This is a genomic window from Phocaeicola barnesiae DSM 18169 = JCM 13652 (assembly GCF_000374585.1).
Taxonomy (GTDB): domain Bacteria; phylum Bacteroidota; class Bacteroidia; order Bacteroidales; family Bacteroidaceae; genus Phocaeicola; species Phocaeicola barnesiae.
Map to the genome: position 1 here is coordinate 129,753 of NZ_KB894647.1, position 12,110 is coordinate 141,862.

Genomic DNA, 12,110 nt, shown 5'->3' on the forward strand with positions numbered 1-12,110 from the left:
AACATACAAATAACCTCAGGCAATAAAATACACGTTTCGACAAACAGCCGTATTTTATCGACTAATCTGACAAAGTATCTTTTGAGGTTCCCAAACCGTCAAGTTATAGTCACGAATCGCCAAAGCGGTTATAAAACTTATTGATTTAATTTGCCATAAATTATTTAATCAAATTAAAAACCTAACAGGTCTAACTAAAAACCTATACTTATGTTTAAGAAAGCTGATTCAATTTATTGCTTGCTATTCCTGTTGAGCAGTTCTCCCGGAATAGTCAACGCAGCAACGGTCGATGCCGTTAATGAAGTCCGCTCAATACGGCAAGACGAGAAATGTACAGGTATTATCAAGGATGCAACCGGAGAGGCAGTCATCGGCGCATCAGTAGTAGTAAAAGGAACTACCAACGGAACCATCACGGGACTAGACGGTGACTTTATCTTGGATAAAGTGAAAAAAGGAGATATCATCTCCGTTTCATTTGTCGGCTACGTTACCCAGGAAATCAAATGGAACGGACAACCGATCACCATTACATTGGTTGAAGATTCTCAAACCCTGGATGAAGTGGTGGTTACAGCTTTGGGAATGAAACGAGATGCCAAAGCCTTGGGATACGCCATGAAAGAATTAAAAGGCGATGAGCTTAACTCAAACGTCATCAATCCCGTGTCTGCGCTGCAAGGAAAAGTGGCCGGTGTGGATATCAGTCAGTCAGATGGTGGTTTGTTCGGTAGCAACAAGATTCTGATTCGTGGTGCATCTACCCTGAATTCAAACAACCAACCTATCTATGTAGTGGATGGTGTCATCCTGGATAATAGCGTATACGAAGGAGACGCGGACTACTCTACCAGTTCCAGCGACTACGGTAACGAACTGAAGAACCTGAACCCGGATGATTTCGAAACCGTGTCCGTATTGAAAGGAGCTGCGGCAACCGCACTTTACGGTTCCCGAGGACTAAACGGAGCTGTGGTCATTACAACTAAATCCGGTAAAGGTAAAAAAGGTATCGGCGTCAATTTCAGTCAGACCTTTGGTGTCGATGTCCTGACTTCCAGTCCCAACTTCCAGAACACATACGGAGAAGGCTATTTGCCTGGATACGTTTCGTATGGAGAGAAAGACGAAAACGGAGACTTCTATATCTACAACACCAACCAGTTTTATACCAATGCGAACGGTGACCATACATTGATCAACCATCCGGGAGGTTTGGGATGGGGCCCTGCATACGACGGTACTCCCATCGAATATTATGACGGGACTATGCGTCCTTATGTCGCTTATAAAAACAACTATAAAGATGCATACCAGGCAGGTTTCAACTCGAATACAAACTTCTCTATCAGTGGTGGAAACGACCGGACAACCTTCTACACCTCCGTATCTTATAAATATGCAGAAGGTACAACTCCCAACAACACGTTCAACCGTATTTCCCTCTTAGGAAAAGCATCTCATAAGCTGACTGATAAAGTGGAATTGGAAGGAAGCATCTCCTTTGCCAACTCCACCCCACGAAATGCCCAAAAGAACATCGGAGAATATTTCATCGACGGAACATTTACACGTTCCTACGATTCCAATGACAGGATGCACTACAAAGGTCCTCACGGTGGTTTGGCCAGCAGTAGCTATGGTGATGAGTATGGATATATGCCGGGTACCAGCCTGTGGTGGTCCATCTATGAAAATGAGTACAAACAAAAAGAAACCTCCGTACGTCCATCATTGAAACTGAATATAGATCTGTTGGATTGGTTGAAATTCTCAGCCGAAGGAAACTACAATTATTACTATACCCGCTATGAAGACAAACAAGCCGGTAGCGGTTATGCCAACGAAGGCGGTTACTACGGTATCGGAAACACGACCAAGGAACAGACCAACCTGAACGCTACATTCAATGCCAACAAGTCATTCGGTGATTTTGAAGTCCATGGCTTCCTGCGTGGTGAATATTATCATTCCTTCACACAAACTCAAAGCATGAATACGGATGGAGGACTTATTGCCCACAATCAATACTTCATCAACAACTCCATGAATGATATCAAGTATTCCGCAGCAATTGAAGGAGAAAAGACGATGCTGTCTATCGCAGGACAGGTAGGCGCCAGCTGGAAAGACCAACTGTTCCTGGACATCACTGGCCGTAACGACTGGTCATCCTCTTTGGTATACCGCGACGGACACGGTACTTACTCTTACTTCTATCCCTCTGTCTCCGGTTCATGGCTCATCAGTACAACCTTCCGTGACAAACTGCCTTCGTGGATTTCCTTTGCCAAGGTACGCGGTTCATGGGCACAGGTAGGTAACGATACCGACCCTTATATCATCAATACAGCCTACACCCTGAATACCTCAACCGTAAACAGCAATAAAGTATATGCTACTTCGTTGAGCAATACAACCTACAGCAATAATCTGAAACCGGAACGGAAGAATTCATGGGAAGTGGGATTAGACTGGCGATTCATCAACAACCGAATTGGTATTGACTTTACCTACTACAAGGAAAATACCTACGACCAAATCATGAAAATCGAAGTGCCTTCGGTATCAGGTCAGTCATACCAATACGTCAATGCCGGTAACATCCAGAATGCCGGTGTGGAATTGGCTATCAACACGACACCGATAGAAACAAAGGACTGGCAATGGGACTTGAACTTTACCTATACCAAGAACAATTCCAAAATCATCGCCTTGCATGAAAATGTAGCCGATTATATCATATTGGCCGGTGATCCGCAATATGGTAACTACCGTATCGGTTCCGTAGCGAAAGTAGGAGGTGAATATGGATTGTTGATTACTGACTCAGCCATTAAATATGACAGTGAAACAGGTCTGCCTGTCCTTTCCTACAATACTAGTACCAATAGTGCCTACTATACCCGTTCAGGAGAGATTACAGAAATCGGCTCCATCAATCCCGATTTTTTAGGTTCATTATCAACTTCACTGAGATATAAGAACTGGAGCCTGAGTGTTTCATTGGATGCACGTTTCGGAGGCTATGTAGCCTCATACGGTAGCCGCTATGGTACCGCATACGGATTTACCGCAAGTTCACTGCAATATCGTGACACTGAAAACGGAGGAACGACTTATACTTCCATGTGGGACGGACTGACATATTCGGACGGAGTCATTCCTGAAGGTATTTTCCTGACAGGAACTTCCATACCTCAACCAGATGGTAGCAGCTATACAGTAGGTACAGGTGCCGCATCTACAGGCGAGACATTCAGAGAATTGATGGATAAAGGTGTTATCGAGCCGACACATGCCAGTGCATGGCATTATAGAAACAATCAATGGACCAACCCATCGTATGATTATGGTGTTGTCAATGATACCTGGTTTACAAAACTGAATTACATAGCCTTACGTGAAATATCTCTATCATACCGATTCCCTCAAAGAATGGCTGAAAAAATAAAATCCAAAGGATTGACCTTGACGGCTACCGGCCGTAATCTGGGCTATCTGCTGAATTCCATGCCGAACGGTGAAAATCCGGAATCAGTACGTGGTACATCTGCTGGAGAATTCCGTATACGAAGCTTCGATGGAGTAACTTCCAGTTTCACTCTGACTATCAATGCCAGTTTCTAATCCGTCGTAACTCAAATTTTCTCATCTTTAAAGAGTTTATAACATGAAAAGAATAAATTATCATAAATCTATCCTATCGGCTACACTCATAGGAGCAGCCCTATGTATTGGCGGCTGTAACGATGACTTCACGGAAACCAATCAATCGAAAGATTCCGTCGTTACCGCAGACCCGACATACTTGTTTGCTCAAGCCGTTTTGGAATTCGAGCCATCCTCTTACATGCTATGGTTTGCCAATGCGCCCGGTTTTTATTATACCCTACAAACAGCTGTTCCTTCCGGAAGTATCACTGACAATGTCATCGAAGGGTCAGAAAGACAGGATATCCAAAGCATTTCGGTATTGAATTATGTAAATGCATTAAAATACGAACGTTCACAAATGACTGAAGAGAAAAGTGCCCAATACGAAGGAGTAGCGGCAGCAATGGATGTGTTATCTGTTTACCTGGGAATCTACGATACGGATATCTGTGGAGACATTCCATTTACAGAAGCAGCCAATGCACGCTACGGAGGAACGTTGACTCCCAAATACGACCGTGTAAAGGATCTATACGATTTATGGCTGACGATGCTGGATAATGCTATCCAAACATTCACCAACTCCAGTAACCAAATAGACTTGGGTACACAAGACGTCATATACAATGGCGATTGGAGCAAATGGGCCAAACTAGCCAATTCCATGAAACTGAAAATTGCAGCCCGACTGATTTTCCAGGACTATTCACATGCCGAATCCATTGTGCAGGAAGTGGTTTCGGCCTCTTGCGGCATACTGGATGGAGAAGAGGATGACTTCCTTTTCCACAAAGCCGATGCAAACAACAGTTCAAACGATTATGTATTCCATTGGAATAATACGACTCTATGGTACAGCGGAACTCACGCCTCACAACCGCTCATCAATTTCATGCTGGAGAATCAAGACCCAAGAGTACGTTTCATCTATGAAAAGAATGACTGGAACTCCAAGGTCATCGATTATTTCCTTGCCAATGACCGTAAAAGCGATATTCCTTCCTTTATTCTCGAAAATGTAGAAACAGAGACAGTCGATGGAGTTGAGACATTCAAAGCCTGGAAAGGATTGGGAGAACCCTGGGTACGCTATTATGGATTACCGGTTGCCTACAATGCACAAGCCTATGCTTCATTGTATGGAGAATGATTCAACTACAGTACCAATACCTTGGCAGAAGGAAAGACCTTCCGTCCTTATTCACGCTACCAGGAAGAAATGCTTCGTGGACGTAATGATTTCACCTTGCCCACTCCACCCGACGGACCTGTCATCGAGGATACCAATGACCAACCTTGGTACGGTATGTACATGACCACTGCCGAAGTCAACCTCTATCTGGCAGAATTTGCCACCTATGGAGTGAACGGTTTACAAGACGCTTCCACTTATTTCAACAAAGCCGTTAAAGCTTCAGTAGAAGAATACGACAGACTGGCCAGACTGAACAAAATACCTTACTATGGTACGACTTACGATTATGACAGCCACGAAAAAGCCATCGACCTGCAAAGTGGAGAAATAGAAACCATGATGTCGCATGAAGATTATCAGTTGACAGGAAACAAAGAACTTGACTTGGAAAAAATCTTCATCCAGCAACTGTTGCACTTCACCTTCCAACCGGTAGACCAATTTGCAACGGGAAGACGTTCCGGGGTTCCTAAATTCAACTCCACAATCTGGCCACGCGAGGATTATTCCAGCAACAACATGCCTGCGGAATATTATCCACGTAGAACATCGGTAACAGACCCGTCTCCAACGGATTTGATGTATGACCAAATTATCCAATCTTACGAAAACCAAGGTTTCTCAACAACCATGGGTAAAGGCATCTTGAATTCTGAAAGAATCTGGCAGGACGAAGGTGCTCCACAATGGGGAGAAGGACCTAAAATACCATAAAAACACACCCTGAAACATAAAACCGGAACCGGAAGACTTGCCTACTGCATGCCTTCCGGTTTTTATTATACCTATACCCAAAGCCATGAATTCGACCAATTCCCGCTTTTCATCGACCAATCAGAAAATGCCGAATTTTCTGTTTCCGAACCGTCAAGATATGGTTTTAAAACGATAAGGCGTCTCTACCGGAAAATGCGTTACTTTGCAACAGAAGAATCAAACAGAGAAAAGCAATCGCCTGTCAGATTTTTCATACATGATTAGGGGATTGAATGTAATACTCCGTATACTATATAAGTAAAATAGTGCAATTTAAGGCAACATAATAATAAAGAGAGGTTTTAACATAGTTGATTTATTTTAAGTTAGAGAATAAATCAGGGCCGGGAGACATGCTGGGAAGCAAGTCTCCCGGTTTCCCTTTCACCGTACCCACTCAGAAATTCAGCGAAAGTACGTCTATGCAACCGGAAGATTCATTACTTTTGTCGCAATTTCAAAAATACTTCAACCTATATGATTACCCTCATCCGAAAAGCAATACCTACAGATTTGGACCGTCTCATGGAGATATTCTCCATCGCCCGTCGGTTCATGCAGACTACCGGCAATCCGAACCAATGGATCAACGGTTATCCGCAACGGGAGCTGATAGCTCAGGAAATTGAAGCAGACCATTGTTATGCCGTAGAAAACGAATCAGGCATCATCATTGCCACTTTCTGTTTCATTCAAGGACCGGACCCTACCTATGCCTACATAGAAGACGGTCAATGGCCCAACGACCGTCCGTATTACGTCATTCATCGGTTAGCATCCGACGGTACCTGCCCGGGCATCGGAAAGTACTGTTTTGACTGGTGTTTCCAGCAGTTCCCCTGCCTGCGGGCGGACACCCATGCTGATAACAAAGTCATGCAGCATGTGCTTACAAAGAATGGCTTTACACGTTGCGGCATCATTTACGTATCCAACGGTACCCCCCGTATTGCCTATCAGAAAGACTGAACATTCAGCGTATTTTGACAGAATGCCGGGTTTTATGCCTGGCGTTTCGGCTTTTCCCGGTAATTTTTTGTATCTTTGCCACGCAATTCAGCATAACAAACTAAAATAGGTATAAGTACATGATTACAGTTTCGAATGTAGCCGTACAATTCGGTAAAAGAGTATTGTACAACGATGTGAACCTGAAGTTCACAAACGGAAATATTTATGGTGTCATCGGTGCGAACGGCGCCGGTAAATCTACTTTCTTGAAAGTGATTTCAGGAGAGCTGGAACCTACCAAAGGAAGTGTAACCCTCGGACCGGGCGAACGCTTGTCTGTCTTGAACCAGGACCACTTTAAATATGATGAACATACGGTATTGGACACCGTACTGATGGGACATACCGTCCTGTGGGACATCATGAAGCAGCGGGAAGCGTTGTACGCCAAAGAAGAATTTACCGATGAAGACGGTATCAAGGCTGCGGAACTGGAAGAAAAATTCGCCGAGCTGGAAGGATGGAATGCTGAAAGCGATGCGGCTATCCTGCTGAGCGGACTAGGCATCAAAGATGACAAGCACTATTCACTAATGGGAGACCTGAGCGGTAAGGAGAAAGTACGTGTCATGCTGGCACAAGCCTTGTTCGGTAATCCGGATAACCTGTTGCTGGATGAGCCTACCAACGACCTGGATATGGAAACAGTAACCTGGCTGGAAGAATACCTGTCCAACTTCGAACACACCGTATTGGTAGTCAGCCACGACCGTCACTTCCTGGATGCTGTATGTACACATACCATCGATATCGACTTCGGTAAAATCAACATGTTTGCCGGTAACTACAGTTTCTGGTACGAATCCAGCCAGTTGGCTTTGCGTCAGCAGCAGAACCAGAAGGCCAAAGCTGAAGAAAAACGTAAGGAACTGGAAGAGTTCATCCGTCGTTTCTCTGCCAACGTAGCCAAATCCAAGCAGACTACCAGCCGCAAGAAGATGTTGGAGAAACTGAATGTAGACGAAATCAAACCTTCTTCACGTAAATATCCGGGTATCATCTTCACCATGGAGCGCGAACCGGGTAACCAGATTCTGGAAGTTTCAGGACTGAAAGCCACTACCGAAGAAGGTACCGTACTGTTCAATGATGTGAACTTTACCGTAGAAAAGGGAGACAAGATTGTATTCCTGAGCCGTGACCCGCGTGCCATGACCGCTTTCTTCGAAATCATCAACGGCAACCGTAAGGCACAGGCCGGACATTACAACTGGGGAGTAACCATCACGACCGCATACCTGCCTCTGGACAATACCAGCTTCTTCGAAAGCGACCTGAATCTGGTAGACTGGTTGAGCCAGTACGGCGAAGGTAACGAAGTCTACATGAAAGGTTTCCTGGGCCGTATGCTGTTCTCCGGCGAAGAAGTATTGAAGAAAGTGAATGTACTTTCCGGAGGTGAGAAGATGCGTTGTATGATTGCCCGCATGCAGTTACGCAATGCCAACTGCCTGATTCTGGATACACCGACCAACCACCTGGACTTGGAATCCATCCAGGCATTCAACAACAACCTGAAGACCTACAAAGGAAATGTACTTTTCGCTTCGCATGACCATGAATTCATCGAAACTGTTGCCAACCGTATCATCGAGCTGACACCGAACGGTATCATCGACAAGATGATGGAATACGACGAATACATCACTTCCGACCACATCAAGGAGATGCGTGCCCGTATGTACGGCGACAACAAGTAATGATATTTTATCAAAGAAATTCACTACCGAACGATAAGGGGAGCAAGTCTTTTGTTCCCCTTATTTCGTAAATGTCATGCAGGCTGTAAAGCAGAATCCGCATCGGACGCTTGAAACGTTCCTCGGTTTCCAGCATCACTTGTCGGCAGGCACCACAGGGAGGAATGGGTGACTCCAGAAAACCTTGTTCATTTTTTGCGGCAATAGCCAACGTTTCTACCGCCTCCTCCGGATAACGGGAGTTGGCATAAAACAACGTGGTACGTTCGGCACAAAGCCCCGATGGATAGGCCGCATTTTCCTGATTGGAACCCGTCACTATCGTTCCACTCTGTAAACAGACCGCGGCTCCAACAGAAAATTTGGAATATGGAGAATAACTGCGGCGGGTTGCATCAATGGCTGCATCCATCAGTTCACGGTCTGCTTCGTTCAGTTCTTCATACCGATAAGCCCGGATACGGATATTCAGTTCTATTTCTTTCATAAAAAGTCAAACAATTGGTTCATGAACAAATCTACTGAAAAAATCAGAAACATCCTATCTCCTACCCACCGAACTTCTGCCGTTTTCCTGCAAAAAGCTATAATTTTAAAGTTCTTTTACCCTTTCCATCAATGAATCTTTTTATCTTTGTCGGATATTGTAAGTCTATAGAAAGAAAATGAAACGATACCTCATCTTATTTGGAATACTCTGCCTGCTAGGAAACATACTGACTGTTTCCGCCCAACGAAGGAACCAGGCATACGAAGAATACATCCACAAATATCGGGAACTGGCCATCCATGAAATGAAGCGTTACCGGATTCCAGCCAGTATCACCCTTGCCCAGGGGTTGTTGGAGTCGGGCGCCGGAAAAAGTACATTGGCCCGCAAATCGAACAATCATTTCGGCATCAAATGCGGAAGTGGCTGGAATGGAAAGAGAGCCTATCACACCGACGACGCTCCGAATGAATGTTTCCGTGCCTACAAGCACCCGAAAGATTCTTACGAAGACCACTCCAAATTTCTGCGTACCAAAACCCGCTACGCCTTTCTGTTCGAACTGAAAGTAACTGACTACAAAGGCTGGGCACGCGGACTGAAAAAAGCCGGATATGCTACTGACCCCAGATATGCCAACCGACTGATTGACATCATCGAACTGTACGATCTGTATGAATACGACCAGAAAGGGAAGAAAGACTGGATGAAAGGAGTCACTAATCCGCATCAACCCTACCTGGCCAATGACTTGCTGTACATCATTGCCCGCGAGGGAGATACCTTCAAATCCATCGCCAAAGAATTCGACCTCAGCAAGAAAAAGGTACGTACCTTCAACGAGCTGCCCAAAGACTACGAGTTCTCCGGTGGTGAAGTGGTTTACCTGGAAGAAAAGCACAAACATGCCACGAACGGATTCATCAGCTGCAAGGTTTATCCGGGAGATTCCATGTATACCATTGCCCAACGATATGGTGTAAAACTGAAATACCTGTACCGGTTGAACGATATGAAACCGGAAGACGGAGTACCTCCGGTAGGATCCATTATTTGGTTGCAATAAACCGGAAGAATCCGATAGCGGCCCTTGTCACTCGTGGTGGTAAGGGCCGTTGTTCAATATGGTAAAAGCCCGATACAACTGCTCCACGAAAATCAGCCGTACCATCTGATGCGAGAAAGTCATCTTGGACAGTGAGATCTTATCCTGCGCAGCGGCATACACAGCCGGAGCAAAACCGTAAGGTCCGCCGATAACAAATACCAGCCGCTTGTTGACGGTATGCATCTTCCGCTCTATCCAGTCGGCAAACTCAACCGAACGGAATTCTTTTCCGTGCTCATCCAGCAAGACCACCACATCACCCGGCTGGAGCGCCTTCAGAATCAGTTCTCCTTCCTTTTCCTTCTGCTGGTCCATGCTGAGACTTTTGGTATTCTTCAGTTCCGGTATTACTTCCATGTCGAAAGACGTATAATGTTTGGTACGCTCCACATAGTCATTGATGGCTGTAATGTAATGTTTCTCAACGGTCCGTCCTACGACGAGTAATGTAAATTTCATGCTTCTTTTTCGTTTGTTTTAACAACGGTTCTTTTTGCAAAGATACGAATAATCCTTACCTTTGTTGCATATTCATGAATGGAATCAAACTAATTTATCATACAGGAAAATGGACGAAAAAGTTGTTAAAGATTTAATTGATCGCCTGATTGACCTTTCTTTTGCTGAAGATATAGGCGATGGCGACCATACTACGTTGTCTTGCATCCCTGCCGATGCCATGGGCAAGTCAAAACTGCTGATTAAGGAAGAAGGTATTCTGGCTGGAATCGAAGTGGCCAAAGAAGTCTTCCGCCGTTTCGACCCGGGAATGAAGGTCACAGTCTACATCAACGACGGCGCACACGTTAAACCGGGCGATGTAGCCATGGTAGTAGAAGGTAAAATCCAGTCTCTGCTGCAGACTGAACGTCTGATGCTGAACATCATGCAGCGTATGAGCGGTATCGCTACCATGACCAACCGCTATGTAAAGCGTCTGGAAGGAACCCGTACCCGTGTACTCGATACCCGCAAGACTACTCCGGGCATGCGTATTCTGGAAAAGATGGCTGTAAAGATCGGTGGCGGTGTCAATCACCGTATCGGCCTGTTCGACATGATTCTGCTGAAAGACAACCACGTGGATTTCGCCGGCGGTATTGACAAGGCTATCCTCCGTGCCAAAGAATACTGTAAGGAAAAAGGCAAGGACCTGAAGATTGAAATCGAAGTCCGTAACTTCGACGAACTGCAGCAGGTACTCGACCTGGGTGGCGTAGACCGCATCATGCTCGACAACTTCACTCCGGAAAATACCCGCAAGGCCGTTGAAATGGTTGGTGGACGCTACGAAATCGAGTCTTCCGGAGGTATCACCTACGATACACTGCGCGACTATGCCGAATGCGGCGTAGACTTCATTTCTGTAGGAGCTCTGACCCACTCTGTCAAAGGACTGGATATGAGTTTCAAGGCTTGCTGATAATCATTGAGTGATCCTCATATAACCATATAAAGCGCACGGGTTCCGTAAAGTGATATCATTTTGGGATACCGTGCGTTTTTTCAAATCAACAGAAAGGTAAAAGGAAATGTTTGTAAAAAGATTAGGCAAGGCAGGGTTGGTAGCCTGCATATTGTGTGCCGGAGCTACTTCAGCCCAGGCACAGGATTGGAAATCGATTCTTTCAGGAATCGCAAATACAGTGACAGAAAAAGTAACCGGAGTAAGCACCTTTTCTCTGGAAGGAACCTGGACGTATGCCGGTCCGGACTGTAAATTCGAAAGTGATAATGTGCTGGCCAAAGTAGGTAGCGAAATTGCCGCACAGAAAGTGGAGACAGAAATAACAAATATCCTGTCGAAAATCGGATTCAAGGAAGGAGTCACCTACACGTTCAATGCGGACGGCACCTATAGCTCTACCGTCAACGGACGTACCACACAAGGTACCTATACCTACGATTCGGAGACCAATGAACTGGCCTTAAAGACAAAATTAGGCTATACATTCAATGCGACCGTATCCAAGTCCATCGAAAATTCCAACAAGATAAGTCTGCTGTTCAATGCCGACAAACTGATGTCGCTGGCACAGACAGTTTCCAGCGCATTGAAAAGCTCAGCCACCAGTACCCTCTCCACTATCCTGGGGCAGTATGACGGAATGAAAATCGGATTCGAGTTGACCAAACAATGATAATTGACAATTAACAGTTAACAGCCAGTACCTGGTCAACAACCTTATA

Annotated in this window: 10 protein-coding genes; 8 read left to right on the forward strand and 2 right to left on the reverse strand. The window is 45.2% G+C overall.

What is annotated here, in order from left to right; genetic code table 11:
- Positions 1-210 precede the first annotated feature (210 nt).
- From C510_RS0106655 to C510_RS0106670, 5 genes are all read left to right on the forward strand, one after another.
- Complete coding sequence (locus C510_RS0106655; protein ID WP_018710562.1) at positions 211-3,633, forward strand: SusC/RagA family TonB-linked outer membrane protein; 3,423 nt, start codon at positions 211-213, stop codon at positions 3,631-3,633.
- Positions 3,634-3,676: 43 nt separating this feature from the next.
- A complete protein-coding gene (locus C510_RS17725) occupies positions 3,677-4,810 on the forward strand; it encodes a SusD/RagB family nutrient-binding outer membrane lipoprotein (protein ID WP_244870456.1) in 1,134 nt (377 codons plus the stop codon).
- Between the two features lie 21 nt (positions 4,811-4,831).
- A complete protein-coding gene (locus C510_RS17730) occupies positions 4,832-5,569 on the forward strand; it encodes a SusD/RagB family nutrient-binding outer membrane lipoprotein (RefSeq protein ID WP_018710564.1) in 738 nt (245 codons plus the stop codon).
- A 519-nt stretch (positions 5,570-6,088) separates the two neighbouring features.
- A complete protein-coding gene (locus C510_RS0106665) occupies positions 6,089-6,580 on the forward strand; it encodes a GNAT family N-acetyltransferase (protein ID WP_018710565.1) in 492 nt (163 codons plus the stop codon).
- A gap of 119 nt (positions 6,581-6,699) precedes the next feature.
- Positions 6,700-8,322, forward strand: coding sequence for an ABC-F family ATP-binding cassette domain-containing protein (locus tag C510_RS0106670; RefSeq protein ID WP_018710566.1), 1,623 nt, complete (start codon positions 6,700-6,702; stop codon positions 8,320-8,322).
- 10 nt (positions 8,323-8,332) lie between these two features.
- Here C510_RS0106670 and cdd read toward each other — a convergent pair whose 3' ends face one another.
- Entirely contained in the window at positions 8,333-8,809 is a 477-nt protein-coding gene (gene cdd / locus C510_RS0106675) for a cytidine deaminase (RefSeq protein ID WP_018710567.1), read from the reverse strand.
- 178 nt (positions 8,810-8,987) lie between these two features.
- Between cdd and C510_RS0106680 the strand changes: the two genes are divergently transcribed.
- Positions 8,988-9,878 (forward strand): glucosaminidase domain-containing protein, encoded by an 891-nt coding sequence (locus C510_RS0106680; protein ID WP_018710568.1) that lies wholly within the window; start codon positions 8,988-8,990, stop codon positions 9,876-9,878.
- A gap of 27 nt (positions 9,879-9,905) precedes the next feature.
- On the opposite strand, the gene rlmH is transcribed toward C510_RS0106680, so the two are convergent.
- On the reverse strand, positions 9,906-10,379 hold the full coding sequence (rlmH, locus tag C510_RS0106685; protein WP_018710569.1) for a 23S rRNA (pseudouridine(1915)-N(3))-methyltransferase RlmH: 474 nt from the start codon (positions 10,377-10,379) through the stop codon (positions 9,906-9,908).
- Positions 10,380-10,488: 109 nt separating this feature from the next.
- Between rlmH and nadC the strand changes: the two genes are divergently transcribed.
- Both nadC and C510_RS0106695 read left to right on the forward strand, forming a co-directional pair.
- Positions 10,489-11,343 carry a carboxylating nicotinate-nucleotide diphosphorylase gene (gene nadC, locus C510_RS0106690; protein ID WP_018710570.1) on the forward strand — a complete coding sequence of 285 codons (855 nt, stop codon included), beginning with the start codon at positions 10,489-10,491 and terminating at the stop codon, positions 11,341-11,343.
- 109 nt (positions 11,344-11,452) lie between these two features.
- Complete coding sequence (locus C510_RS0106695) at positions 11,453-12,061, forward strand: DUF4923 family protein (protein ID WP_018710571.1); 609 nt, start codon at positions 11,453-11,455, stop codon at positions 12,059-12,061.
- The last annotated feature ends 49 nt before the right edge of the window (positions 12,062-12,110 follow it).

Coding starts and splice junctions, on each gene's coding strand:
- C510_RS0106655 (WP_018710562.1), top strand. CDS start 211: ATGTTTAAGAAAGCTGATTCAATTTATTGCTTGCTATTCCTGTTGAGC.
- C510_RS17725 (WP_244870456.1), top strand. CDS start 3,677: ATGAAAAGAATAAATTATCATAAATCTATCCTATCGGCTACACTCATA.
- C510_RS0106665 (WP_018710565.1), top strand. CDS start 6,089: ATGATTACCCTCATCCGAAAAGCAATACCTACAGATTTGGACCGTCTC.
- C510_RS0106670 (WP_018710566.1), top strand. CDS start 6,700: ATGATTACAGTTTCGAATGTAGCCGTACAATTCGGTAAAAGAGTATTG.
- cdd (WP_018710567.1), bottom strand. CDS start 8,809: ATGAAAGAAATAGAACTGAATATCCGTATCCGGGCTTATCGGTATGAA.
- C510_RS0106680 (WP_018710568.1), top strand. CDS start 8,988: ATGAAACGATACCTCATCTTATTTGGAATACTCTGCCTGCTAGGAAAC.
- rlmH (WP_018710569.1), bottom strand. CDS start 10,379: ATGAAATTTACATTACTCGTCGTAGGACGGACCGTTGAGAAACATTAC.
- nadC (WP_018710570.1), top strand. CDS start 10,489: ATGGACGAAAAAGTTGTTAAAGATTTAATTGATCGCCTGATTGACCTT.
- C510_RS0106695 (WP_018710571.1), top strand. CDS start 11,453: ATGTTTGTAAAAAGATTAGGCAAGGCAGGGTTGGTAGCCTGCATATTG.